The organism is Sanguibacter sp. TS_SC_8, assembly GCF_055361235.1.
In genome coordinates this window covers 627479-653115 of record NZ_CM143955.1, presented here as the reverse complement: position 1 = coordinate 653115, position 25637 = coordinate 627479, and the positions used below count along the sequence as shown (strand labels likewise).

Here is a 25637-nt window from a genome sequence, read left to right as displayed (position 1 = left end):
TCAGGTGCGGGCGACGCGCCCGGCGAGCGGGACGACGAGCGGGGTGCCCGTCTCCGGGTCTTCGATGATGCGGCAGCGCAGCCCGAAGATCGCTTCGACGCTCTCGGCCGTCATCACCTCGTGCGGGGTCCCGCTCTCCACGATCACGCCGTCGCGCATGGCGATCATGTGGGTCGCGTAGCGGGCCGCGAAGTTGAGGTCGTGGAGCACCGCGACCAGGGTCCGCCCGGCCTCGTGCATGCGGGCGCACAGCTCGAGCACGTCGACCTGGTGGGCGATGTCGAGGAAGGTCGTCGGCTCGTCGAGCAGCAGCAGGTCGGTGTCCTGGGCGAGCACCATCGCGATCCACACCCGCTGGCGCTGCCCGCCGGAGAGCTCCGCGACCCGGCGTTCTGCCAGGTCGGTCGTCCCGGTCGCCGCCATCGCCTCCCGCACGGCCACGCCGTCGCTGGCTGACCACTGCCGCAGCAGGGTCTGGTAGGGGTAGCGTCCCCGGCCCACGAGGTCGCGCACGGTGATCGCCTCGGGGGCGATGGGCGACTGCGGCAGGAGGGCGAGCCGGCGGGCGACCTCCTTGTTGTTCATGGCGGTGATCGCCCGGCCGTAGAGCTCGACCGTGCCGGCCTTGGGCGTCAAGGTCCGTCCCAGGGCGCGCAGCAGGGTCGACTTGCCGCAGCCGTTCGGTCCGACGATGACGGTGAAAGATCCCGCCGGGATGTCCACGTCGAGGCCGTCGACGACGACGCGCTGGTCGTAGGCCAGCCGCAGCCCGCGGGCGCGGACCGGCGGCGCCGGCGTCTGCGCGGCGGTCGACGCGAGGTCGGTGGGGCGTGCGGTCACAGGGTTCCCCGTCTCCATTCGTGGGTGAGCAGCGCGGCGAGGTACACCCCGCCGATCCCGGCGGTGAGCACACCGACGGGGAGGGTGGACGACCAGGGCTGATACTGCGCCACGAGGTCGGCGACGGTCATGATGAGCGCGCCGAAGACGCCGGCGGCGACCATCCCCGGCCCGGCCGAGCGGGTCATCCGGCGGGCCAGCTGGGGTGCGACGAGCGCGACGAAGGCGATCGGCCCGCACACCACGACCGCGGCCGCGGCCAGCACGACGCCGACGGCCACCGCGGTCAGGCGGACCCGTTGGGTCCGCACACCCAGGGCGAGCGCCGACTCGTCGCCCATCTCCACGAGCTGCAGCCCCCGGGTGAGCAGCAGCGCGGCCGTCCCGAAGACCACCAGCGCGACGAGGATCGTCCCCACGTGGTCCCAGCCCCGCGAGGCGAGGGACCCGTTGAGCCAGGCCGCCATCTCCTGGGCCTGCTCGCGCCGGGTGCGGGTGACCGCGAACTGCACGAAGGCGAGGGCCATGGCTCCCACGCCGATGCCGATCACGACCATCCGGTGCGGTGCGTGGAGGCCGCGCCCTGCGCCGAGCAGCACGAGGGTCACCGCGATCGCCCCACCGAGCAGGGCACCGACGGGGGCGGGCAGCAGACCGGGCCAGACGAGGGTGACCGCCGCGGCTCCGGCTGCCGCGCCGCCGTTGAGGCCGATGATGTCCGGGCTGCCCAGCGGGTTGCGGGTGACGGACTGGAAGATCGCCCCGGAGATCCCCAGGGCCGCGCCCGCGCCGACGGCCACGAGGGCCCGGGGCAGGCGGTTGCTGAAGACGACCCAGTGCTGGGTCTTGGACCCGTCGCCGGCCAGGACGGTGAGCAGGTCGGGCAGCGCGATGCCGAGGGTGCCGAGCATGAGGGACGCCACGACCGAGGCGAGCGTGGCCAGGGCGGCGACGGCGACGGCGAGCGTCGCCCGCCGGTTCCACGGCAGGACGAGGCCGAGCACGTGCAGGTGCGTGGGGACGGGGGTGCGGGCAGGGGTGTGTGCGGGGGTGCGGGTCGGTGCGGTCACATCCCGCTCCCGGACCGGCGGACGGCGACGTAGAGGAACGGGGCGCCGACGAAGGCCGTGACCACCCCGACCATGAGCTCGCCGGGGCGGGCCACGATGCGCCCGACGACGTCGGCTCCCAGCAGGAGCACCGGGCCCAGGGCGACGCAGTAGGCGATGAGCCAGCGGTAGTCCGAGCCGGTGACGGTGCGCACGATGTGCGGGACGGCGAGCCCGACGAAGGCGATCGGTCCTACGGCTGCGGTGCACGCGCCGGCCAGGACGGTGGCGACCAGCGCGCCGAGCAGCCGGGTCCGGCCGGCGTTGCCGCCCAGCGCCCGGGCCGTCTCGTCGCCGAGGGCGAGGGTGTTGAGCGGACGTCCGAGCAGCAGGGCGACCGCCAGGGCGACGACGACGACGGGCCAGATCATGTCGACGACCTCGCTCGGACGACCGGCGAGAGAGCCGACGACCCAGAACCGGTAGCTGTCGAAGACGTCGGGGTTGGTCAGGGTGATCGCCTGGATGCCGGCCATGAGGACCGCGCTGATGGCCGCCCCGGACAGCACGAGGCGGACCGGCGTCGGGCCGCTGCGACCGGATCCGATCGCGTAGACGACGACCGCGGCCAGGAAGGCACCGGGGATGGCCACGAGGATCGCGCGCTGGCCGAGGGAACCGAGCAGCATGGTCCCCACGACGACGGCGGCGGAGGCCCCCGCGTTGACCCCGAGCAGCCCCGGGTCGGCCAGCGGGTTGCGGGTGATCCCCTGCATGAGGGCGCCGGCGACGGCGAGACCGGCGCCCACGAGCAGGCCGAGCAGGGTCCTGGGCACGCGGGAGGCGATGACGGTCGAGGCGAAGGTCTCGTCCGGGGCGACGAGGCCGGACCAGACGGTGCTCAGCGGTAGCTGGTTGGTGCCGACAGCGAGGCTGAGGCCGGTGACCAGCGCGGTCGCGGCGAGCGCCAGGACCAGGCCGGCGCCCAGACCCCAACGCCGCGCAGGGCCGGACGTGGACGTCCGGCCCTGCGCAGGTGCTTCGACGGCTGTGGACATCAACCGACCTTAGCGACTGCCTCAGCGATCATCGGCACGTAGCGGTCGATGGCCCACGGCACGCTGAGCGGCGTGCCGACGGTCACGGCCATGCCGAGCTGGCGGTCGACCATGGGCACGTAGGCGCCCGCGGCGTAGGCGGGGATGGCCGCGAACAGCGGCTGTGCCTCGGTGGCGGCCTGCTCGTCGGTGTCGTTGAACCACGTAAACAGGACGTCGACGTCGCTCAGGGTGTCGGAGTTCTCGAGGCCGAACGGCGCGACGAACTGGCCGGCCGGGGCTTCGAGGTCGGCGACCGAGGGGGCCAGCACGAAGCCGAGCCCGAGGAGGGTGTCGACCCGCGGGTCGCCGGGGACGTAGACGTCGAGGCTGCCGAGCGTCTGGGCGGCGACGTAGGCGACGGTCTTGCCCGCGAACTCGGGGTGCTCGGCGCTCGCGTCGGCGAGGGTCGTGGCGACGTCGTCGATGAGGGCCTGGGCCTGGTCGCTCTTGCCGAGCGCGGTGGCGGCGATGGTGATCTGCTCGTCGAGCGGGGTGATCCAGGGGCCCTCGGGGTAGGCGACGACGTCGGTGAACTCCGAGAGCTGGTCGAAGGTCGCCTGGTCGATGCCGGACTGCGGGGCGAGGATGAGGTCGGGCTCGAGGGCGATGATCGCCTCGACGTCGAGCTCGGGGTACATGGTGATGGTCGTGGGCAGCTCGGCGCCCTCGGCCTCGACGGCCTCGCGGAACCACGGCTGGTAGCCGTCGTCGTCGCCGGCCCAGTCGTCGGACTCGGTCCCGACCGGGACGACGCCGAGGGAGAGGGCGATGTCGCCGGATCCCCAGCCGAGGGTGACGACGCGCTCGGGCGCCTCGTCGATGACGGTCTCCCCGAGGGCTCCGGTGATGGTGACCGGGAAGGCGTCGCTGCTCGCCGCCGCGTCGGACCCGCTCGGCGCGGCGTCGGTGTCGGCGTCGTCGGCGCAGGCGGCGAGCGTGAGCACGAGCGCGGCGGTGGTCGCCGCGACGAGGGAGCGTCGCGCGCGGGTGAAGGGCAGGGATGAGGCGGCCACGAGAGAGCCTTCCGGTGTGGGTCGTCCGAGGCACAGGCCCCGCTGAGGTACTTTGGCAAGCCTAACCTCAGATGGACCGGCAGCGGCAGGTGTGACCGGATCGTGACGTGTGACCTGGACGACAGTCCACGCCGGTGCCGGGGGTCAGAAGATGTTCTGGTTCTCCCGGTAGGCGCGCCAGACGTTCTCGAAGAAGTCGTCGTCCTCGGGGATCGGGCGCACCGGGCGCCAGCTGAAGGTGCACTCCCCCGCGGCGTCGGCTGCACTGTCCCCATCGCCGTCCCCCGCCGCGCCACCCCACGCGGCCTCCTGCACGACGTCGTCCAGCGCCCCGGCGTCGAGGGCGAAGCGGAAGATCTCCGGCAGGGCGAGCTCGGCCGACGGCGTGTCCCCGAACCCCACCTGCGGCAGGTCGCCCGAGGCGTCGGTGTAGAGCACCGACCCGCGGCTGCGGCCGCCGTGCGCGACGTAGTCGGCCATCGCCGACAGGTACACGTACTGCGTGGTGATGATGTCGCGGACGAGGAAGGTGCGGTTGACCGCGCGGCGGCTCGTGGGATCGGCCACGACGAGGTCGTCGTAGGTCGCCAGCCACTGCGTCACCTGGGCGAGCGCCTGGGTGATCGACTCGGTCGAGCGCACCGGGCCGGCCTTCTCGCTCATGAGCGAGCTGGCCGCGCGCAGCAGCTCCCCGGTGTTGTCGGGCGCGCCGGCGGCCACGCGCGCCGCGGCGCCGGCGAGGAGGGCGACCGCGGACTCCACGACCGGACCGGCGACGTCGGCGAAGGGCGCCAGGTCGAGCGGGGCCTGGGTGCGGCGGGCCGCGATGAGCTGGGAGGCGCGGGTCGCCCCGACCTGGCCGGAGTTGAGCGCCGCGCCGCCGGGACGGTAGACCCCGTGCGCGCCGCCGGCCTCACCGACCGGGAAGAACCCCGCGACGTTGGACTCCCACCAGGTGTCCACGACGAGCCCGCCGTTGTTGTGCTGGGCGCACACGTCCACCTCGAGCCAGTCGGTGGCGAGGTCGACGTAGGGGTTCTTGCCGAGGTAGAGCTCGTAGGAGGGCAGGTTCATGTGCTTGAGCCGCTCGATGGGCGTGCCGAACAGCGCGCCGCCCTTCTCGAGGTAGGCGTGCGCCTCGGGCGAGATCTGCGTCGGATCCAGCTCGGCCTGCATCGGGTTGCGGGTGAAGTCGAGGTACACCTTGCGCCCGCGCAGCACGGTCTCCTGGTAGACGAGCAGGTCGATGAGCGAGGAGCCGTCGAGGGCCTTGCGGATGTCGAAGGGCCACTGGTAACCCTTGAGGAAGATCATCGACAGCTGGCGCCCGTAGTCGGGGATCGTCTCGGTGAGAAACTCCCGCTCGTCGCCTCCGTCCGCGTCCGTCGACACGAACCGCGGCATGACCTGCATGTACGTCCCCGACACGTTCCACCGCGGTTTGGTCGAGGCGAGCCCGAACTGCCACTCGGTGAGGTTCTTGCCATGCACCCCCGCGCGGTAGGCGGCCCCGGAGGCGCCCCACTGCCCGTTGGGGAAGACCGACGTCGCGTACATCCCGGCCGGCCCGCCGGTCGCGTACACGAGGTTGGTGGCGCGGAAGAGGACGTAGGGGCTCTGCGCGCCGTCGTGCACGACGTCGGTGCGCAGGCAGAGCAGACCCACCACCTCCCGCCGGGGCTCGCCGGGCGCGCCGGCAGCGCCGGGGACCTCACGGGTGAGGACGTCGACGACGCGGCACTGGTCGTAGATCCGGGTCCCGTTGCGGTGCACCTTCTTCTCGAGCTGCTCGACCATCGAGCGCGAGGTGTACGGGCCCACCGAGGTGGCCCTGCGGCGCGGGTCGTGGTCGGTCTTGTAGCCGATGAACTCCCCGAAGCGGTTCTGCGGGAAGGGCACCCCGAGCTCGCACAGGCGCAGGAACCCGCGGGCGGACAGCGCCGCCTCGCACAATGCGTTGTCCCCGTCCATCGCCCCGCCGGAGAAGAGGGTCTGCGCCATCTCCCGGACGGAGTCGCCGTCCCCGCCGGACAGCGTCATCTTGTAGTAGGTCTGCTTGTCCGAGCCGGCGTTGCGCGAGGACCCGGCGTTGACCTTGTCGGCCACCATGACGATGTCTTCCTGGCCGAACTCCCACAGCCGGTCCGCGGCGCAGAAGCCGGCCGAGCCGGTTCCCACGATGACCGTGTTCGCCGACACCACGGGCACGTCGAAGCCGGCGATCCGCACGGTCTCCACGTCGTAGCTGGCGTTGACCGAGTGGTCACCGGCGGGCTGCGAGGGTTCGGGCCGTGCGGCTGCGGGCTGCGGCGAGGGGGTCTGGTCGGACATGGGATTCTCCTGGGGCTGACGCTGGTGGGGCGGGACGGCGAGGCCGGGCTAGAGACGCGGGATGTGCAGGCCGCCGTCGACGTGGAAGATCTCACCGGTCGAGTACGGCGTCTGGCCCGAGGCGAGGATCGCGACGGCGCCGGCGACGTCGGAGGGGCGGCCCCAGCGCGGGTTGGGGGCGAGGCCGTCGGCGAGCAGCTTGTCGTACTTCTCGGTGACGCCGGCGGTCATGTCGGTCGCGACGACCCCGGGGCGCACCTCGTAGACGACGATGCCCTCGGGGGCCAGTCGGACGGCGAAGAGCTGGGTCCCCATCGACACCCCGGCCTTGGAGACGCAGTACTCGCCGCGGTTGGTCGAGACGGTCGTCGCCGAGATCGAGGAGACGTTGATGATCGTGCCGACGGGCTCGTCGCCGGTGACGCCGTCGTGCTCGCCGCGCAGCTCGATCATCGCGTTGGCGACCCGCTGGGTGAGGAAGTACGGGCCACGCAGGTTGATGCCCAGGACCCGGTCGAAGCTCTCCGCGTCGGCCTCGAGCAGGTCCGCGCGGACCGTCGGCGCGACGCCGGCGTTGTTGACGAGCAGGTCGATGCAACCCCAGGCCTCCAGCGCCGCGGCGACGTAGCGCTCGTGGTCGGCGAGCTCGGCGACCGAGCCCTGGACGTAGATGACCTCGGCAGGTCCGCCGTCCGGCCCGCAGGTGCGGAGCTCGTCGAGGAGCTCGACGGGCTCGGGGCGGGTGGCCAGGATCGCGACGGCGTAGCCGTCGGCGAGCAGCCGGCGGGTGATCCCCAGCCCGATTCCGCGGTTTCCGCCGGTGACGAGTGCGACCTTGGGCATCGTTGCCATCCTTCGTGGTGTTCTGGTCCGACGACGCGACCGCGCCGTGTGCTGCCCGCCATCGTCCCAGAGTCCCGAGCATTCGGCAAGCGCTTTCCGCGCCTGGCCGAGGTGTGTCGCGACTTGTTGACGCACCTGTCGCGGCGGTCCTATGCTCGACGGAAAGCGCTTCCAGCGCTGGCCGGCGCCTCGATCCGGTACCCCACTGCCACCGAAACGGACTCGACGATGACCTCCGGCGCTCCCGACCTCTCCCGCCTGTCCCTGAACACGGCGACGACCAAGCTCCTCACCCTCGCCGAGGCGGTCGACGGCGCGGCCCGCGCCGGGTACGGCGCCGTCGGGCTCTGGCGCGACCGGGTCCAGGAGGTCGGTGCGGACAAGGCCGCCAAGATCGTGGCCGACGCCGGGCTGCGCGTCTCCTCGCTGTGCCGCGGCGGCTTCCTCACCGCCTCCGACCCCGACGGCATCGCCTCCGCCCTGGCCGACAACAAGGCGGCCATCGTCGAGGCCGCCACGGTGGGGACCTCCGAGCTCGTGTTCGTCGTCGGCGGGCTGGGCGCCAACCCGGCGCCCGGCGAACCGGCCCGCAGCTCCTCCGACCCCGCCGAGCGCGACGCCGCCAGGGACCTCGTGGCCACCCGGGGGCGCGTCGCCGACCGCATCGCCGACCTCGTCCCCTTCGCCGCCGAGCACGGCGTCCGCATCGTGCTGGAGGCGCTGCACCCGATCTTCGCCGCGGACCGCGCGGTCATCTCGACGCTGGGTCAGGCCCTCGACCTGGCCGCCCCGCACCCGGCCGACGTCGTCGGCGTCGTCGTGGACACCTATCACGTGTGGTGGGACCCCGAGCTCGAGGGGCTCATCGCCCGCGCCGGGGCGGAGGGACGTCTGGCGTCCTACCAGGTGTGCGACTGGATCCTGCCGCTGGCCGCCGACCCGCTGCTCTCCCGCGGGTACATGGGCGACGGGTACATCGACTTCCCGACCATCACGCGGTGGGTCACCGCCGCCGGGTACACCGGCGACATCGAGGTCGAGATCTTCAACCAGGAGATCTGGGACACCGAGTCCGACCTGGTGATCTCGACGGTCGCCCAGCGCTACGCCCAGCTGGTCGCACCCCACCTCTGACTCCGACCCTACCCACCCGTACGGGGCGTGCTCTCGACGACGGAACGTGCTGTTGAACGCACGCCCCGTCGTCAAGAGCACGCCCCGTCGGGCTGGACGGACGGGTCAGGCGCTGAGGGTGCTGCGGTCGACGCCGACGTGGACGTCGAGGACCTTCACCCCGGCGAGGTCGGCCGCCGCGAGGGACAGGCCGCCGCGGCGGTAGTGCGCCGACGTCTCGACGCCGGTCAGCGGGGCGCCGTCGGCCAGCACGGTGACGCCTGCGCGGCCGGGCTCGACGTGGAAGCGCACCGTGCGGTGCGCGCCGGCGAGGTCGATGCCGATGGTCAGTCCGTCGTCCTCGAGGGCGAGGACCGGGTCGACGACCACGGCGCCGGCCTGCTCGACGAGGCCGAGCGCGCCCTGCACGAGCTGGCGCAGGTAGATCCCCGGGCCGCTCGAGTACACCCGCCAGCCGCCCTTGACCCCGACCGTGCCGTCGCGCAGCCGGTCGAAGTTCGCCGCGGCGTCGTACCGGTCGGTGAAGGCCGCGTCGGAGGAGGAGTAGTAGCAGTTGCGCTGGCGCGGCAGGCTCGTGCTCAGCCGGTCGAACTGGCCGACCGGGCTGATCCGCAGCAGCTCGGTGACGAGCCGCTCCCGGCCCAGCGTCGCGAGGGCCTGGGTGTAGCGGATGTGGGCGTGGGTGTACATGAGCCCGACCTCGCGGCCGAAGTTCGCCGCCTGCTCCCCGCGCCGGAAGAACCGCGTCTGCCCGTCGTGGAAGGGCGCGGGCCGGTCCATCAGCCGCACCCCGTCGGGGAAGTGCAGGTGCTCCTCGACGAGGGCCTCGTGGCGCAGCACCTGCTCGGGGGTGAACAGCCCGGCGATGATCGACCGGGTCATCGGGATGAGCCGGTAGGACAGGCCGGTCCGGTCGTCGCTGGGGTGCAGCACCGGCCACGGGCCCTCGGGCGCGAACACGACGTAGCCGGCGAGCACGTCGTCGATGACCAGGCGGTCGGTGAACTCCCCGGCGATCGTCGCGGCCTCGGCCACGAGCTCGGTCGCGAGGCCGTCGTGGGAGGTCCCGCGCAGCTGGGCACCGAGGGTGCCGGCCGCCTGGAAGAGCAGCGCGACGGTCCAGGCCGAGGCCATCTCACGGCTCATCGAGGCCTGCGCGGGCTGGAGGGTGTCGTCCCAGTCGCCCTCCCCGTAGGAGAGCAGCTCGGTCCCGGGGGCGCGGTGGCTGCGGATGTAGTCGAGGGAGGCGCGCACGTGGTCGGCGATCGGCGCGGTGCGGGTGCCGGGGCGGCGGTGGTCGCCGTCCCAGAAGGGCACCTCGACGTCGAGGATCGCGGTGTCACCGGTCGCGGACAGGTACTCCCCCAGGGCCATGAGCGGCCAGACGACGACGTCGCCGTGCGCCTCGTCGGAGTACCGCTCGCGGTAGGCGTCGAACATGAACCACTGCGGCAGCGTGCCGTCGGGGAGCTGGTGGGCGAACACCCGGCGGACGATGTCCCCCGCCGCGTCGAAGTGACCGAAGGCGAGGTTGAGCTCGAGCGGTCCCTGGCAGACGTCGCGCGTCCCCCAGGCTGCGCCGGAGTACTGCTCGAGGCCGTGCGGCACGAGGAAGTGGATGAGCGCGTTCTGCGTGAACCACGGCAGCAGGAGGTTGACCTCGGCGAGGCGACCGTCGCCCTCGACCCGCAGGTTGCGGGTGTAGTCGGCGACGTAGCCGCGGTGGGCGACGAGCTCGGCGGCGACGTCGAGGGCGGTGGTGAGCACCGTCTCGGCGGCGGCCAGCGCAGCCACCGCGCCGTCGAGGTCGCCGGTGAGCACGAGCGAGGCTGAGGTGGTCGCGTCGAAGGCGACGGTGGTCAGGCTCGTGCCGCGCGGGCGGCCGTCGGCGAAGAGGGACGCGTCGTCGCCGAGCCGCCCTGTCGCGCTGGCCAGCACGTACACGAGGTCGGGGCAGTGCTCGGCGACGTCGGTCCCGGCGTCGGCGGTGAAGGTCAGGGCCCGTCCGTCGAGGGCACCGGACGCGGTCCAGGACTGCTCGCCGAGCTCGATGTCGGCGGTGAGGAGGATGTCGAGCGGGTGCTCGGCATCGACCCGGACCTCGATGGCGCGCCCGTCGTGGCTCGCCGTCGTGCGCACCTCGATGCGGCCGTGCTCGGTCGCGTAGACCCAGCGGACACCGCCGAGGTCGAGGACGAAGGCCGAGGGCACCCCGAGCAGCTGCCACTCGTCGCCGGCGCGGACGAGCGCGCGCACCCCGGAGGAGCGCAGCAGGTTGAGGTGGTTGCGCTGGACCGAGACGAAGCGGTTCGCGGTCGTGTTGCCGACCACGACGTGCGAGGCGAACACGCCGTAGGCGTAGGCGGTCGCGGAGAGGATGTTGTCGTTGGGCGAGACGTCGGAGCCGGCCTTGAGGACGTGCCCGTGCGGTCGCTCGACCGCGAGCTCCTTGGCGCGGCTGACGACGTGGGTGGCCTCGGGGGTGAAGTAGGACAGCAGACGCCCGGTCGCGTCCCGCTCGGGCTGGAGGACCCGGGTGGGCGCGGGCGCGTCGGCGGGTGCCGGTGCGTCCCCCAGGGCGACGAGCTCGGCGTCGGACAGGTCGCGGCCGGACAGCAGCGGGGCCGAGACGAGCAGGGAGCGCGCGGCCGCCGCAGCGTCGGGTGCTGTGAGCTCGGGTGCTGCGGCGTCGGGCAGCGTGTCAGAGAGCGCGAGGGCACGGTCGAGGAGACCGGGGAACACGTCGAGAGCGTCCCCGAGCTCCCCGCGGTAGTCACCGACGACGGCGGTCACCGCGTGCACCGTGCGCGGAGCGGTGAGGTCGAGCTCGGGGCTGAGCAGCACCGGGAGGGCGAACTCGTATTGGTAGACGAGGGAGTCCCAGTCGGGGGCGTCCAGGAGGTGGGGACGGCCGTCGACCTTGGCCTCGAGGCCGTAGAAGGAGAAGCCGTCGGTGAGGTGGGCACGGGCTCCCTCGACGAGGGCGGTCACCGCGAGCGGCAGCACCGGCGCGGTCGCCATGGTCTGCCGGCTCGCGACGACAGAGCCGGCCCGGGCGTCGTCGAGCACGTGGTGCACGACGTACTGGCTCACGTAGGGCTCGTTGTTGAGGGCCATCGAGAGGGGCGCCAGGGCCAGGTCCTGGGCCACGACGACGTCGAAGACGGCGCCCTCCGACCCGGGCTCGGCGGCCTCGAGGTCGACCCGCCACACCCACAGCTCACCGCTCGGGTCGAGGGCGAGGGTCACCGCGTACCGCGCCCCGAGCACCTGCCCCGACCAGCGCGCGCCGCCCGGGTCCACCGCGAAGTCGCCGGCTGCGCGGGAGCCCACGAGCGGTGCGCTCGTGACCACCCGCGCGCCTGCACCGTCCACCCCGTGGCGGCGCAGGAACACCCCGCCCACCATGGAGTCGTGCTCGCTCGGCACGTACTGGCTGACCATCATCGAGTCACCGTGCGTGATGGCGCGCACGTCACCGGCCGTCGTCAGCTCGATGCGGGTCGTCCCCGCCGCGAGCACCCCCGCCGACGGCGCGGGCCGCGCAGGGCTGCGCGGCGCGGACAGGACAGCGGTCCCCGCCGCGGCGGGCTCGGTGGCGGGCGGGTGGGCGGTGTGCGTGGTCACGGTGAGGTCCCTCGGTTCAGGCGTCGGGTGGGAAGGAGCAGGGTCAGACGGCGAGCGCGTTGGCCGCTGCGACGTCGCCCAGCCAGCGGGCGCTGGGCTTGACGGTCCGCGCGAAGGTCGCGCGGTCCACGCTGACCAGGCCGAAGGTCGGGCCGTAGGAGCCCCACTCGTAGTTGTCGAGCAGGCTCCAGTAGAGGAAGCCCTCCACCTGGATCCCGTCGGTGATCGCCGCGTGCATCCCCTCGAGCGCGCCCTGCATGTAGGCCACGCGGCGGGTGTCGTCGTCGGTCGCGATGCCGTTCTCAGTGACGAACACCGGCACCCCCGGTGCCATCTCGTGGGACAGGCGGATGCCGTCCTCGAGGGCGCGCGGGTAGAACTCCCAGCCGGTCAGGGTCTTCTCGGCGCCGTCGGCGATGGGCAGCGGCCCGTCCGGGCCGATCTTCGTGCGGGTGTAGGCCTGGACTCCGACCCAGTCGTCACCGCGGGCCATCTCGAGGTACCAGGCGTCGCGGTGGTAGCCGTAGTCGCGGGCGATCTCCTCGCAGCCGGGCTCGGGCTGGAAGTCCTGGGTGGCGACCGTCCATCCGGTGCGGAAGTCGCCCGCCTCGGCGAGCACCGCCCGGCAGGCGCGGTGCGCCTCGAACAGGGTCTGGCCGACGTTGACGTCCGGTCCGGGCTGGCCGAAGGCCTGCAGAGTGGTGCCCTGGCCGTCACCGCCGGCCATCATCGCGACCATGTTCGGCTCGTTGATGGTGCACACCCACTCCACACCCTCGAGGACGGGGAGCACGGTCCGGGTGTAGAAGGCGAAGCGCTCGACGGCGTCGGGCGCCCGCCACCCGCCCTCGTCCTCGAACCACTGCGGGATGGTGAAGTGGTGCAGGGTGATCATCGGCTCGAGGCCGAGCTCGCGCGCGGTGAGGACCATCCGGCGGTAGTGGGCGAGCTCGGCCTGGGAGACGAATCCCTTCTCCGGCTCGATTCGGGCCCACTCGATCGAGAACCGGTACATGCTCAGGCCTGCGTCGACGAGCACCTGCATGTCCTCACGGAAGCGGTGGTAGCTGTCGCAGGCGTCGAGGCTCGGCTCGGCGATCGTGGTGCCGGTGAGGTGCTCGCGGCGCCACCAGTCGGAGCGGGTGTTGTTGCCCTCGATCTGGTGGGCGGCGGTCGCGGATCCCCAACGGAATCCTTCCGGGAAGTTCAGCATGAGTGCCTCGCTCGGTAGTCAGGTGGCGGTCAGGAGAGGGCGTGGGTGGCGCAGCCGGTCAGCGGCCGGCCCCCGCGCGCTGGGGCTGCGGGATCGCCTCGAGCAGCTCCATCGTGTAGGGGTGCTCGGGGAAGCGGAGCACCTGCGCGGTCTGCCCGGACTCCACGACCTTGCCGTGGTTGAGGACCATGATCTGGTCGGTCACCAGGCGCGCGGAGAGCAGGTCGTGCGTGATGTAGAGCATCGAGACACCGAAGGTGACCCGCAGGTCGTCCAGCAGCGCGAGCACCCCGGCACGCAGCGACACGTCGAGCATCGAGACGGGCTCGTCCGCGATGATCACCTGCGGGTCGCAGGCGAGCGCCCGGGCGATGACCACGCGCTGGCGCTGCCCGCCGGAGAGCTGGTGCGGGAGCTTCGCCGCGAACTGCTCGACGGGCGTCAGGCCCACGGTCTCGAGGAGCTCGAGGACGCGGGTACGGGCGGCGACGCCGCGCAGCCCCGTGTAGTTGATGACGGGCCGCATGAGCGCGTACTCGACCGTGTGCAGCGGGTTGAGCGCGGAGTACGGGTCCTGGAAGACCATCTGCACCTCACGGCGCAGCTCGCGCAGCCCCTTGCGGCGCAGCGTGTCGACGCGGGCGTCACCGAAGTGGATGGTCCCCGACGTCGGCCGCTCGACGCCGGTGATGAGCTTGGCGAGGGTCGACTTCCCCGAGCCGCTCGCCCCGACCAGCGCCATGGACTGGCCCTGCTCGAGGGTGAAGGAGACGTGGTCGACGGCCGTGACCGGGTCCTGCCCGCGGCGCGGTGCCGGGTAGACCTTGGTCACGTCGTCCACGACGATCGCCGTCGCCTCGGGCCGCCCTGCCCGACGCCGGGGCGTGCTGGGCGCGGACGTCACCGGCGCGCCGACCGGCGCGACGGCGTCGGCGACCGAGCTGTGCCCGGTGGTCTTGATCGTCGAGCCGCGCACGACGAGCCCGGGCACCTCGACGACCTCGGCGCGCGGGTCGGCGTAGTGGCTGAGCAGCATCTGGGTGTAGGCGTGCTGCGGGGTCTGCAGGATCTGCTGCGACGTGCCGTCCTCGACGATGACCCCCTCGCTCATGACCATGACCCGCGACGTCGACTCCAGGACGATGCCGAGGTCGTGGCTGATCAGCAGCGCCGTGAAGTTCTCGGACTTCTGCAGGTCGCGGATAGTCCCCATGACGGAGTGCTGGACGAGGACGTCCAGGGCGGTGGTCGGCTCGTCGAAGACCATGAGCTGGGGCTCGAGCGAGAGGGCGAGGGCGATCGAGACGCGCTGGCGCATGCCGCCGGAGAGCTCACCGGGGAAGCGGTCCAGGACCGTGCGGGGCAGCTCCACCTTCTCCACGAGCTCGTAGGCCCGCGCGAGCCGCTTGCTCTTGGGCACGTGGCCGTGAGCGGCGAAGATGTCGCCGAAGTGCTTGCGGATCGAGCGCACCGGGTTGAGCGCGTTCATGCCCGACTGCAGCACCATGGCGAACCCGCCCTGGCGCTGGGTCCGCAGCTCCTCCTCCTTCATGGACGCGATGTCGCGGCCGTCGAAGAGGATGGTGCCCGCGGAGATCCGCGCCGGCGCCTTGGCCAGGCGGGTGACCGCGAAGCCGAGGGTCGACTTCCCGGATCCGGACTCCCCCACGAGGCCGACGAACTCGCCACGCTCGAGGGAGAAGGACGCGTTCTTGACCGCGTAGGTCGGCTCGGCGCCGCGCGGTTCGTAGACGACCGACAGGTCGTTGACCTCGAGCAGGCTCATCGGCCCGATCCTTCCCGTAGGCGAGGGTTGGACAGTCCGTCCACCCCGAAGTTGATGAGGGTGAGCGACGTGGCGAGCAGCGCGATGCACAGACCGGGGGCGAAGAGCAGGACCCACTGTCCGGTGAGCAGCGCGTTGGAGTTCGACGCCCAGAAGAGCATCGAGCCCCAGCTCACGGTCGTCGTGTCGCCGATCCCGAGGAAGGACAGACCCGACTCCGCGAGGATCGCCGACGTCGCCGCACCGAAGAAGCTGCCGGTGATGAGCGAGGTCATGTTCGGCAGGATCTCGCGGAAGACGATGCGCGCCGCGCCGTCCCCGGAGAACTGCGCCGCGGTGATGAAGTCACGACCGCGGATCGACTGCGTCTGGGAGCGGAGCACACGGGCCCCGTACGCCCACCCGGTGAGCACGACGACGAAGATGATCATCGTCATGCCGCCGTTCTGCAGGTAGGCCGCGATGACGATCATCAGCGGCAGCCCCGGGATGACGAGCACGAGGTTGACGATGAAGTTGATGACGTCGGCGAGCGGGCCACGGATGTACCCCCACGACAGGCCGACGACGACGGCGATGAGCGTGGAGAGGAACCCGGCGATGAAGCCGACGGCCACGGAGATCCGCGCGCCGAAGACCACCTGGGAGAAGACGTCCTCGCCGGCCGCGGTCGTGCCGAACCAGTGCGCCCCGGAGGGTGCCTGGTTGCGGCCGAAGCCGTTCTCGGTCGCGCCGTAGGGCGCGATGAGCGGCGCGAAGACCGCCATGAGGACGAACACGGCGAGCAGGATCATCCCGATCCGGGCCTTCTTGTTGCTCCAGATCGTCGAGGCGCCGCGGGACAGGACCCGCAGCGGCGAGGCCGGTCCGTGCGCGGGCGCGGCTGGTGGGGTCCCCGTCGAGGTCGTGGGGATCGAGCCCGTGGGCTCGGTGAGCTTCGCTGGAACGGTCATCGGCGGGTCCTCGGATCCAAGAGTCCGTACAAGATGTCGACAAAGAAGTTCGCCAGGAGCACGCTGATGGTGATCATGAGGAACAGGGCCTGCATGAGCGGGAAGTCCTGGTTGGTCACCGCGTTGAAGAGCAGATAGCCGACGCCGGGGTAGTTGAACACCTGCTCCACGAGCAGGGATCCGCCGACCACGCCACCGAGGGCGAGGCCGAAGCCGGTGAGGTTCGGCAGGATCGCGTTGCGGGCCGCGTACTTGACCGCCACGGTGTGGCTGCGCAGACCGTTCGCCTCGGCGAAGGTCACGTAGTCGTCACCGAGAGTGTTGATCATGTTGTTGCGCATGCCCAGGATCCATCCACCGAGGGAGGTGATGAGGATCGTGATGGCCGGGAGCCAGGCGTGCCCGATCGCGTCGGAGACGAAGGCCAGGGACATGTTGGGGGTGGTCTCGCGCCCGTAGGCCCCCGAGGTGGGGAACCACCTGAGCTGGTAGCCGAGGAAGTACACGAGCAGCAGCGCGGTCCAGAAGTACGGGAAGGCCGAGGTGAACGTGCCGCCCAGGGTGGGCAGCGTGTCGAGCCAGGTCCCGCGCTTCCAGGCGGCGAGCACCCCGAGAAGGGTTCCGCAGATGAACGCCACGACCGTGACGAGCCCGACCATGATGAGCGTCCAGGGCAGGGCGTTGAGGATGAGCGAGGAGACGCTCTGCGGGAAGAACGTGTACGAGACCCCGAAGTCGAGGCGGAACACGTTGCCGAGGTACTGGATGTACTGCGACCACGCGTCACCGGTCGGGACGCCGAGCTGGGCCTCGATGGCCGCGCGGGTCGCGGGGTCGACGGGGCCGTTCTGCGCCAGCTTCGCGATGGCCGCGTCGGCTGGGGTGCCTGGCATGAGCCGAGGCAGCAAGAAGTTCAGGGTGATGGCGGCCCATGCCGTCAGGAGCAGCAAGCCGAGCTTGCGCAGGAAGAACCACACGAGGTGCTCGCCTTCGTCGGGGGGAGGTGGGGACAGCCCAGGGGTGGGGGCGCAGCTGTCGTGCGCCCCCACCCGGGGTGGTGATCGAACCGGTCAGCCCGGACCGGTCAGCTGTCCACCTTCGTGATGGTGGTCAGGACGACGAGCGCGCTGGACGTGTACGGCGTCGGCGTCATGTACGGGTTCTCCGCGCTGGGCCAGCCGGTGAAGCTCTTGTCGGAGAAGAGGCCCCACAGTCCCGCGTAGTACACGGAGACGACCGGCACCTCGTTGTACATGACCTCCTGGAGCTCGCCGGCGATCTCCTTCTGGCGGGCCTCGTCGACGGTGGCGCGGAACTCGGTGAGGAGCGCGTCGACCTCAGGGTTGGTGTAGCGCTGGTAGTTCGACGGCGCGGTGCTGCCGAGCGGCTGGTAGAAGTCCGAGCTCAGGAGGTTGTAGTAGCCCTGGAAGACCGAGCCGTTGCCACCGAAGGAACTCATCGCGACGTCGAAGTCGCCGTTCTGGATCGCCTGGAAGTAGGCGGCCGGCTGCGGCTGGTTGATCTTCACGTCGATGCCGATGGCGGTGTACTGCTTCTGGATCTCCTGGACGGCGCGCAGCCAGTCGGTCCAGCCGTTCGGCGTGGTGATGGTCATCGTGGCCTGGGCGCCGTTCGCGTCGACGAGCTTGCCGTCGGAGAGGGTGTAGCCGGCCTTGGCGAAGGCGGCCTCGGCCGCCGCGGCGTCCTGGGTGACCATGCCCTCGTCGGGGATGGCGTCGGTGAGCCACTCCTCCTGGGTGGGCAGCAGCAGTCCCTGCTGTCCGGACGCACCGACGGTGCCCTCGGAGGCGTTCTCGGCGATCGCGTCGCGCTTGAGCGCGAGGGACATGCCCTGGCGGAAGTTGACGTCGCTGTAGGGAGCCTTGGTGAGGTTGGGGAGGATCGCGACGGTGCCGCCGGCCGGGAACCAGAACTCGTTGCCCTCGGAGGACGCGACCCAGGTGTTCTCGACGTCGGACATGAAGGCGTAGGCCCAGTCGTAGCCGTTGTTGACGATGTCGAGCTGAGAGTTCGCGGCCGGGAGCACGAGCTCCTCGGCGGCGACCTTGTCGGCCTGCCAGTAGTCGACGTTCTTCACGAGCTTGTACTGGTTCGCATTGAAGTCACCGAGCGTGTACGGACCGGTGCCCACGGGGGTCTCGTTGGTGAACGTGACCGGGTCGGCGACCCCCTCCCAGAGGTGCTTCGCGACGATCGGCACCGCCAGGACGACGAGCGGGGCGGAGGAGTCCTCGGCGATGAGCTTGAAGGTGACGGTCTCACCCTCGGCGCTCACCGAGGCCACGCGGGACCAGATGCCGGTCGTGTCCAGGGCGGGGAAGTCCTTGAGCAGGTTGTAGCTGAACACGACGTCCTCGGCCGAGAAGGCCGTGCCGTCGCTCCAGGTGACGCCCTCGCGGATCTCAGCCACGATCGTGCTGGCGTCGGGCTGGGAGTAGTCGCTGGCGAGGAAGCTGGTGGCCTTGCCGTCGAGCGCGTTCACGACGATGAGCGGCTCGTAGATGATCGCCGCGGCGTTGCGCTTCTCGATCACGAAGGGGTTGAAGTTCTTGACGAACGTCGGTGAGCCGTTGTCGGCCGCGAGCATGAGCGAGCTGGATCCGCCGGCGGTGCTCGCGGCGCCACCCTCGGGTGCTGCGCAGGCGCTGAGTGCGAGGGCCGCTGCGAGGCCCAGTCCGAGCGCGGAGGTCAGGCGCTTACGCGTCTGACGGGTGCCAACGATCATGGCGATGTTCTCCTTCGTGTCATCTTCGTCACGTCGACCGGGCGGTGCGCACCTGTGCGGATCGTCTCGGTCAGCAAGTGTTGTCCCCATGAATGTATGCGCATACATCCGTTCGCGCAAGTAGCTCGTGGCAGATGCCGTCGGGGGGCAGATCGGTCAGGGAAGGCAGCCGCAGCTGCCGCGGAGCAGCACCTTGACCGGGAGCATGCGGGTCTGGGGCGGGAGCTGGGGTTCCCGCAGCCGGTGCAGCAGGGTGTCGACCGCGGCCCGGCCGAGGTCGCGCATCGGCTGATAGACCGTCGTCAGTCGCGGCCGGGACATCTCCGACGCATCGATCCCGTCGAAGCCCGTGACGATGACGTCCTCGGGGACCCGGACGCCCGCGTCGGTGAGGGCGTCGAGCACTCCGAGGGCCGTCTGGTCGTTGGAGCAGACCAGCGCCCGCGGGACGGTGCCTCCTGAGAGGAGACCCCGACCGATCGAGCGGCCGTGCGCCCGGGTGAAGTCGCCTCGGGCGATCGGCGCCGCCGGGGCCGGGAGGCCCGCGGCACGGAGCGCCGCGCAGAAACCCCGGAACCGTGCGTCGTCGTCCGGGGAGTCCGCCGGCCCTCCCACGAACGCCAGATCGGTGACCCCGTGGACGTCGAGGACGTGCGCGGTCATGACCCGCATCCCCTCGACGTTGTCGGTCGTGATGTGGTCGTACTCGTCGCCGGACCGCGGCCCGGCGAGGACGACCACGGGGATGCGCCGAGCGAGGTGGGCGAGCTGCTGGTCGGGGATGGTGCGTGCGAGCGTGACGATGCCGTCGACCCGGCCCGCGAGGTTGTCGAAGATCTCGGTCCCCCGAGACCCGCGCGCCACGGCGATGGTCACCGCCATGCCGTGCTGCCACGCCTCGATCTCGGTGCCGAGCATCACCTCGGAGATGTAGAGGTGGTCACCGGCCTCGACGTCCTCGGGAGGGTCGAGGACGGTCGAGACCGACCCGTCGGAGAAGGTGACAGGTGCGAGCTGCGCCTCGTCGTCGATCCCGTCGAAGTCCGGCAGGCACAGCCCGATCGCCCCGGCGCGCCGCGCAGCCAGGCTGCGAGCGCTGCCGCTCGGGACGTAGCCGAGGTCCAGGACGGCTGCATGCACACGGTCCTGGGTCGGCTGGGCCACCTCGTGGGGCTTGCGGAACACCCGTGAGACGGTCGCGATCGACACCCCGGCGAGTTCTGCAACGTCGTAGACGGTGGGAACCTTCTGCATCAGATCCCCCTTCTCGTCACGGCATCGATCCTACGACACACCCGCCCGCCCAGCCCCCCGGATCATCGCTGAGCAGGCCCGATGCCCACCGACCCTGCGCGTCGCGGGCCCGCCAGGCTGTGGAGCGCGCCTCTCCCCCTACTCTGTAGGCCAGTCGTCCCCGCCGGGGATCCGTCCGAGGAGCCACCATGAAAGACTCCCTCGCCTTCGCCATCCGGATGCGCCCCGAGGACATGACCGTCCACGGCCTGGCGCGTCTGGAGCGCGAGGTCCTGCGCGACCACCCCGGCGTCGTCGAGGCCATCGACCGCGTCGTCGCCGACTTCACACCGGTCGCCCAGCGGATCGAGGAACAGCACTCCGGGCGCACGCTCATGGCGCCGGTGACGGCCCGGCACAGCGCGGACTGGCGGCAGTCGAGCCATCCGCTGCTCGCCTTCGTCTCCCTGCTGGTCGTCGTCCTGCCCACCTTCGCCTTCGCCACGAGCGTGCGGGGCATGTGGGAGTTCGCCGGGAACGCCCAGGTCATCGCTGTCCTCGTCGCCACCACCGCGGTGCTGTGCCTGGTCAAGACGCTCTCGACGCTGCGGGACCGGGTGTGGGCGGGGGTCATGCTCCACTGGGCGGTCAGCGCAGCGGTGCTCTGCTCGATCACCGCCCTCGTCATGGCCTCGCTCGGCGAGTCGCGACCCGACCACGGCGCGGACACCCAGCTTGGGGTCATCAACGCGGGCACCGTCGTCGTCATCGCCTTCGCCGTCCACGCCCTCGTGCGTCACCGGGGCGCCATCACCCGCCGGCGCGCCGACCTGGCCTCCGTGCAGCCTGCGGTGACGTCCTACCTGGGCGAGCTCGCTCCGGTCTACGCGGCGGCGCTCGCGACGATCCGGGGTGCCGTCGCGACGATCGACCCCTCAACCCTGAAGACGCTCAAGAATGACCGTGACAACGCCATCAGTCACCTGGTCGCGTCCAAGGGGCTCACCCTGGGCCGCGTCCCGCTGTTCATGAACAAGAAGGAGCTCGGTGAGCTCGCCCTGTTCGCCGCCGCGGAACCCCTGCTGTACGGCGGGGGCCCTCACCCGCACCGGGGCAGGGTGCGCCCACCTCACCAGCTGGCGCAGCTCGACTGAGCCGCGCCTCAGACCGCCTCAGACCGCCTCGGTCTGTCCGAGCCACGCCGCTGCGAGCACGGCTGCCCCCTCGTCGGTGAGGTGGACGCCGTCGTCGGCATAGCGGGCGAAGCCGCTCGCCTCGCCACCGGTGTTCCCACCGGCGTTCACCGCGAGCCCGGTGAGCAGGCCGTCCGCGGCGAGCAGCGTCGCCCCGGTCTGTGCCGCGAGCCGGCGCACGACGGCGATGCGCGCGTCGAGGTCCTCGCGCCACTCCCACTGGCCCGGCAGCACCGGCAGCACGAACGGTTCGATGAGCAGCACCTGGGCGGAAGTCTCGGCGGCCAGCCGGTTGAGGACGAAGCTCAGGTCGGCCTCGAAGGACGCGGTCGACGTCGTCTCGCCGGTGTCGAAGCGGCGCCAGGTGTCGTTGATGCCGACCATGATCGTGACGACGTCGGGCGCCACGTCGATCGCGTCGCGGGTCCAGCGCTCGCGCAGGTCGACGGCGCGGTTGCCGCCGATCCCCTTGTTGACGACGGTGATCGGGTGGTCCGGGTGCGCGGCGGCCCAGCCGTCTGCGGCCATCCGCACGTAGCCGTGCCCGATCGAGCCGGCGGCGTCGTCGCGCCCCCACTCGGTGATCGAGTCCCCGATGAACAGCGCGGTCGAGCCGGCCTTGAGAGACAGCGTCATGTCACGTCCTTGTGTCGTTGCTGAGTGCTTGCGCCCCAGGATCCCAGACCCCCGCTGAGTGCGGCCAACCGGCTGCCCATAACGGACATCCGGCAGCCGTTCGCCCGCACTCAGCGACTGGGACCGACGCCCGGCGGGTCGGTAGGTTGTGCACAACTCAGTTGCGCAGTACCGTCATGGCATGAGCCCCGATCAGCCAGCGACCCAACTCCACCTGGACGCCCAGCTGTGCTTCCGCCTCTACCGGGGCGAACGCTCGGTCCTGGGCACCTACCGCGAGCTGCTCGACGAGCTGAACCTCACCTACCCGCAGTACCTCGTGCTGCTGGTGCTGTGGGAGGAGGACGACCTCCCCGTCTCCCAGATCGGGGCGCGGCTCTCCCTCGACAGCGGCACGCTCTCCCCGCTGCTGCGCCGCATGGAGACCGCCGGTCTGCTCAGCCGCACCCGTGACCGGGCCGACGAACGTGTGGTCCGGGTGGCGCTGACCGAGGCCGGGATCGCGCTCAAGGCACGGGCCACGGGCGTTCCCCGCGCCCTCGCCGAACGCTCCGGGCTCGACGCCGAGGAGGCGGTCACCCTCGCCAGGCTGCTCGACAAGCTCTGCACCAACCTCACCGGCGACGTCCGGTGACCCTTCAGACGATCGGAGATCGCCCATGAACGCCCTCTACACCGCCGAAGCCCTCGCGACCGGCGGAGGCCGCAACGGCCACGTCACGACGTCGGACGCCCGGGTGGACCTCCCGCTCGCGATCCCGACCGAGATGGGCGGGTCCGGCCTCGGCGCCAACCCCGAGCAGCTCTTCGCCGCCGGGTACGCCGCCTGCTTCCACTCCGCGCTGCAGAGCGTCGCCCGTGCGGGGAAGATCTCCATCGCCGACTCCAGCGTCGGGGCGCGCGTCTCCATCGGCACCCTCGAGGCCGGCGGCTTCGGCCTCGCGGTCACCCTCGAGGTCGTGCTCCCCGGGCTTCCCGCCGACCAGGCGCAGGACCTCGCCGACCAGGCACACCTCGTGTGCCCGTACTCCAACGCGACCCGCGGCAACATCGTCGTCACGATCAACGTCGTCGAGGACTGACCTCCGCGAGCACAGACGGCCGCCGGCCTCCCCGAGAGGGGTGAGGCCGGCGGCCGTCTGTCGTGCGGGCCGTGTCAGACGAGGTCGCGGACCGCCGCGTACTGCGCCCGGATGACCGGCTCGCCCGGTGCGGTGTGCACCGTGGTGCCCGACGCCGCGGCCCAGGCCGGAGCCTGCCCCCCGCCCGCCAGCACCCAGGCCGCCTGACGGGCTGCGCCGTCGGCCACGTACTCACCGTTGGGCGGGACCTCGACGGGCAGCCCGAAGACCTGCGGAGCGATCTCGCGCACCGCCTCGGACTTCGCGCCGCCGCCGATCAGCAGCACCCGGTCGACCTGGGCGCCCTGGGCGACGAGCGCGTCGAGACCGTCGGCCAGCCCGCACAGCATGCCCTCGACCGCGGCCCGGGCGAGGTGTGCGGGCGTCATGGTCGCCAGCCGCAGGCCGTGCAGCGTGCCGGTGGCATCGGGACGGTTGGGGGTGCGCTCACCTTCGAGGTAGGGGACGAGGACGAGGCCGTCCGCGCCGGGGGGCGCGCTGAGCGCGAGACGGGACAGCTCGGCGTGGTCCACCCCGAGCATCCGCGCCGCGCCGTCGAGCACCCGGCTGGCGTTGAGCGTGCAGGCGAGGGGCAGGTACGCCCCGGTCGCGTCGGAGAACCCGGCGACCAGGCCGGACCCGTCGGCGGACGGCATGGCCGAGATCGCCGAGACGACCCCTGACGTGCCGATCGAGACGGCCACGTCACCGGTGGCCATGCCCAGCCCGAGGGCTGCGGCGGCGTTGTCACCGGCGCCGGCGCCAAGCGCGATCCGCACCGCACCGGTGGAAGCGGCGGGCGTACCGAGCGCCTCGCCGAGCACAGACGAGGAGACCGACCCGCCCGACTCCCCCGGTCCCAGCACCCGCGGCAGGGTGATCCGCGCCGCGGCGCCCTCGCCGAGAGCCAGGTCGAGCAGGTCGGAGCGGTACTCGCCGGAGGTCCCCGAGAAGTACCCCGTACCCGAGGCGTCGGAGCGGTCCGTGGTCAGTGCGCTGAGGTCGCGGGCGGCGCCCGGTACCCCGCCCGCACCGGAGATCTGCCAGGTCAGCCAGTCGTGCGGCAGGCACACGGCGGCGATCCGGGCGGCGTTCTCCGGTTCGTTCTGGGCGACCCAGCGGAGCTTGGTCACCGTGAGGGAGGCCACCGGGACGGTGCCGATGGCATCGGCCCAGGCCTGCTCCCCGGAGCCGCCCGTGAGCGCGCCGAGCTCGGTGATGAGGTCGGACGCCGCGCCGGCGGACCGGGTGTCGTTCCACAGCAGAGCGGGGCGGATCACCTCGCCGTCCGCGTCGAGCAGCACCATGCCGTGCTGCTGCCCACCCACGGCGAGGGCAGCGACGTCGTGCAGGCCGCCGGCGGCGGTGGCCGCGGCGGTGAAGGCTGCCCACCAGGCCGAGGGGTCGACCTCGGTCCCGGCGGGGTGCGACGCGGAGCCGGAGCGAAGGAGCGCCCCGGTCCCCGCGTCACGGATGACGACCTTGCACGACTGGGTCGAGGAGTCGACCCCGGCGACGAGTGCACCGACAATGACGGCGGACGGATCTGCTGCGCCGCCCAGGGACGGCAAGGTCGCGGTCATCAGGACCCGATCAGGTGGCGCAGGGCCAGCTGGTTGAGCCGCACGAAGCCGAAGTCGCGCTGTGCGGCGGCGTCGGCGTCGAAGTCCTCGAAGGAGGAGGTGTCGGCGCGCAGGTCGGCGACGGTCTCACCGACGGCCATCGTCGGGGTGGCGAGCTCGAAGATGCCGGCGGTCTTGAACGCCTCCTGCACCTCGGGGTCGGCGCGGTAGGCCGCGGACTTGCGCGCGAGCATCTCGTAGGACTCGATGTTGGCGCGGGCGGAGTCCCAGACCCCGGCCGAGGTCTCGGTGCGTGAGGGCTTGTAGTCGAAGTGGCGCGGGCCGGTGTAGCGCGGTCCGTCCGGGGTTCCGGGGAAGCCGTTCTCGACGAGGTCGACCGTGAAGAAGGCGGAGAGCAGGTCGCCGTGGCCGAACACGAGGTCCTGGTCGAACTTGATGGACCGCTGGCCGTTGAGGTCGATGTGGAAGAGCTTGCCGGCCCACAGCGCCTGGGCGAGGCCGTGGGTGTAGTTCAGGCCCGCCATCTGCTCGTGGCCGGTCTCGGGGTTGAGGCCGACGATGTCGCCGTGCTCGAGCTCGGCGATGAAGCCGAGGGCGTGGCCGATGGTCGGCAGGAAGATGTCCCCGCGCGGCTCGTTCGGCTTGGGCTCGAGGGCGATCCTCATGTCGTAGCCCTGGTCCTTGATGTACCCGGCGAGCAGGTCGACACCTTCGCGGTAGCGCTCGAGGGCGGCGTGCAGGTCCTTGGCGCCGTCGTACTCGGCGCCCTCACGCCCGCCCCACATGACGAAGGTCTTGGCGCCGAGCTCGGCCGTGAGGTCGATGTTGCGGAGCACCTTGCGCAGCGCGAAACGGCGCACGGAGCGGTCGTTGGACGTGACGCCGCCGTCCTTGAAGACGGGGTGGGAGAAGAGGTTCGTGGTGACCATCTCGATGGTCAGGCCGGTCTCGGCGGCCGCGGTCTTGACCTCACCGAGCAGGCGGTCACGGGTGGCGTCGTCGGAGCCGAAGGGCACCACGTCGTCGTCGTGGAAGGTGAAGCCCCACGCGCCGGCCTCGGCGAGCTTGTGGATGGACTCGGCGGCGGGCAGCGGCGCGCGGCTCGCGCCACCGAACTGGTCCTGGCCCTGCCAGCCCACGGTCCAGAGGCCGAAGGAGTAGTTGATACCTGAGGTGTTCGTCACGTGAGTTCTCCTCGTCGAGAGCTGGTCCGTCGCGGGGGGCGATTCCCACCCG

The 25637-nt window shown here is 71.6% G+C and carries 20 protein-coding genes; 4 read left to right on the top strand and 16 right to left on the bottom strand.

The window, feature by feature from the left end:
- The 6 genes from ACWA15_RS02830 to ACWA15_RS02805 all read right to left on the bottom strand — a co-directional run bounded on the left by ACWA15_RS02830 (nucleotide 1) and on the right by ACWA15_RS02805 (nucleotide 7176).
- On the bottom strand, nucleotides 1–858 hold the full coding sequence (locus tag ACWA15_RS02830) for an ABC transporter ATP-binding protein (RefSeq protein WP_464057948.1): 858 nt from the start codon (nucleotides 856–858) through the stop codon (nucleotides 1–3).
- On the bottom strand, nucleotides 837–1910 hold the full coding sequence (locus tag ACWA15_RS02825; RefSeq protein ID WP_464057947.1) for a FecCD family ABC transporter permease: 1074 nt from the start codon (nucleotides 1908–1910) through the stop codon (nucleotides 837–839). The genes ACWA15_RS02830 and ACWA15_RS02825 overlap by 22 nt, the downstream gene beginning before the upstream one ends.
- A complete protein-coding gene (locus ACWA15_RS02820; RefSeq protein ID WP_464057946.1) occupies nucleotides 1907–2947 on the bottom strand; it encodes a FecCD family ABC transporter permease in 1041 nt (346 codons plus the stop codon). The genes ACWA15_RS02825 and ACWA15_RS02820 overlap by 4 nt, the downstream gene beginning before the upstream one ends.
- Complete coding sequence (locus ACWA15_RS02815) at nucleotides 2947–4002, bottom strand: iron-siderophore ABC transporter substrate-binding protein (protein ID WP_464057945.1); 1056 nt, start codon at nucleotides 4000–4002, stop codon at nucleotides 2947–2949. Before ACWA15_RS02815 ends, ACWA15_RS02820 begins: the two co-directional genes overlap by 1 nt.
- A 144-nt stretch (nucleotides 4003–4146) precedes the next feature.
- Nucleotides 4147–6333, bottom strand: coding sequence for an FAD-binding protein (locus ACWA15_RS02810; RefSeq protein WP_464057944.1), 2187 nt, complete (start codon nucleotides 6331–6333; stop codon nucleotides 4147–4149).
- Between the two features lie 48 nt (nucleotides 6334–6381).
- Nucleotides 6382–7176 carry a 3-ketoacyl-ACP reductase gene (locus ACWA15_RS02805; RefSeq protein WP_464057943.1) on the bottom strand — a complete coding sequence of 265 codons (795 nt, stop codon included), beginning with the start codon at nucleotides 7174–7176 and terminating at the stop codon, nucleotides 6382–6384.
- 228 nt (nucleotides 7177–7404) lie between these two features.
- Between ACWA15_RS02805 and ACWA15_RS02800 the strand changes: the two genes are divergently transcribed.
- Nucleotides 7405–8310 carry a sugar phosphate isomerase/epimerase family protein gene (locus tag ACWA15_RS02800; protein WP_464057942.1) on the top strand — a complete coding sequence of 302 codons (906 nt, stop codon included), beginning with the start codon at nucleotides 7405–7407 and terminating at the stop codon, nucleotides 8308–8310.
- A 105-nt stretch (nucleotides 8311–8415) separates the two neighbouring features.
- Here the strand turns inward: ACWA15_RS02800 and ACWA15_RS02795 are convergent, their stop codons facing one another.
- From ACWA15_RS02795 to ACWA15_RS02765, 7 genes are all read right to left on the bottom strand, one after another.
- The gene (locus ACWA15_RS02795) at nucleotides 8416–11937 is read right to left on the bottom strand and encodes a hypothetical protein (RefSeq protein ID WP_464057941.1); all 3522 of its coding nucleotides are present in this window, start codon (nucleotides 11935–11937) and stop codon (nucleotides 8416–8418) included.
- Nucleotides 11938–11980: 43 nt separating this feature from the next.
- Nucleotides 11981–13150, bottom strand: a complete 1170-nt coding sequence (locus ACWA15_RS02790) for a glycoside hydrolase family 1 protein (RefSeq protein WP_464057940.1) — start codon at nucleotides 13148–13150, stop codon at nucleotides 11981–11983.
- A gap of 58 nt (nucleotides 13151–13208) precedes the next feature.
- On the bottom strand, nucleotides 13209–14936 hold the full coding sequence (locus tag ACWA15_RS02785; RefSeq protein ID WP_464057939.1) for an ABC transporter ATP-binding protein: 1728 nt from the start codon (nucleotides 14934–14936) through the stop codon (nucleotides 13209–13211).
- Nucleotides 14933–15889 (bottom strand): ABC transporter permease, encoded by a 957-nt coding sequence (locus tag ACWA15_RS02780; RefSeq protein WP_464057938.1) that lies wholly within the window; start codon nucleotides 15887–15889, stop codon nucleotides 14933–14935. Before ACWA15_RS02780 ends, ACWA15_RS02785 begins: the two co-directional genes overlap by 4 nt.
- Nucleotides 15886–16866, bottom strand: coding sequence for an ABC transporter permease (locus ACWA15_RS02775; protein WP_464057937.1), 981 nt, complete (start codon nucleotides 16864–16866; stop codon nucleotides 15886–15888). The genes ACWA15_RS02780 and ACWA15_RS02775 overlap by 4 nt, the downstream gene beginning before the upstream one ends.
- 107 nt (nucleotides 16867–16973) lie before the next feature.
- Complete coding sequence (locus ACWA15_RS02770) at nucleotides 16974–18635, bottom strand: ABC transporter substrate-binding protein (RefSeq protein ID WP_464057936.1); 1662 nt, start codon at nucleotides 18633–18635, stop codon at nucleotides 16974–16976.
- Between the two features lie 156 nt (nucleotides 18636–18791).
- The gene (locus ACWA15_RS02765; protein WP_464057935.1) at nucleotides 18792–19889 is read right to left on the bottom strand and encodes a LacI family DNA-binding transcriptional regulator; all 1098 of its coding nucleotides are present in this window, start codon (nucleotides 19887–19889) and stop codon (nucleotides 18792–18794) included.
- 188 nt (nucleotides 19890–20077) lie between these two features.
- Between ACWA15_RS02765 and ACWA15_RS02760 the strand changes: the two genes are divergently transcribed.
- On the top strand, nucleotides 20078–21022 hold the full coding sequence (locus ACWA15_RS02760; RefSeq protein ID WP_464057934.1) for a hypothetical protein: 945 nt from the start codon (nucleotides 20078–20080) through the stop codon (nucleotides 21020–21022).
- Nucleotides 21023–21040: 18 nt separating this feature from the next.
- Here the strand turns inward: ACWA15_RS02760 and ACWA15_RS02755 are convergent, their stop codons facing one another.
- Nucleotides 21041–21697, bottom strand: a complete 657-nt coding sequence (locus ACWA15_RS02755) for an SGNH/GDSL hydrolase family protein (protein ID WP_464057933.1) — start codon at nucleotides 21695–21697, stop codon at nucleotides 21041–21043.
- Nucleotides 21698–21878: 181 nt separating this feature from the next.
- On the opposite strand from ACWA15_RS02755, the gene ACWA15_RS02750 reads away from it, so the two are divergent.
- Both ACWA15_RS02750 and ACWA15_RS02745 read left to right on the top strand, forming a co-directional pair.
- The gene (locus ACWA15_RS02750) at nucleotides 21879–22331 is read left to right on the top strand and encodes a MarR family winged helix-turn-helix transcriptional regulator (RefSeq protein WP_464057932.1); all 453 of its coding nucleotides are present in this window, start codon (nucleotides 21879–21881) and stop codon (nucleotides 22329–22331) included.
- Nucleotides 22332–22356: 25 nt separating this feature from the next.
- The gene (locus ACWA15_RS02745) at nucleotides 22357–22779 is read left to right on the top strand and encodes an organic hydroperoxide resistance protein (protein WP_464057931.1); all 423 of its coding nucleotides are present in this window, start codon (nucleotides 22357–22359) and stop codon (nucleotides 22777–22779) included.
- A gap of 74 nt (nucleotides 22780–22853) precedes the next feature.
- On the opposite strand, the gene ACWA15_RS02740 is transcribed toward ACWA15_RS02745, so the two are convergent.
- Together ACWA15_RS02740 and xylA are read right to left on the bottom strand one after the other, a co-directional pair.
- Entirely contained in the window at nucleotides 22854–24401 is a 1548-nt protein-coding gene (locus ACWA15_RS02740) for an FGGY family carbohydrate kinase (protein ID WP_464057930.1), read from the bottom strand.
- On the bottom strand, nucleotides 24401–25585 hold the full coding sequence (xylA, locus tag ACWA15_RS02735) for a xylose isomerase (protein WP_464057929.1): 1185 nt from the start codon (nucleotides 25583–25585) through the stop codon (nucleotides 24401–24403). The genes ACWA15_RS02740 and xylA overlap by 1 nt, the downstream gene beginning before the upstream one ends.
- Nucleotides 25586–25637 lie beyond the last annotated feature (52 nt).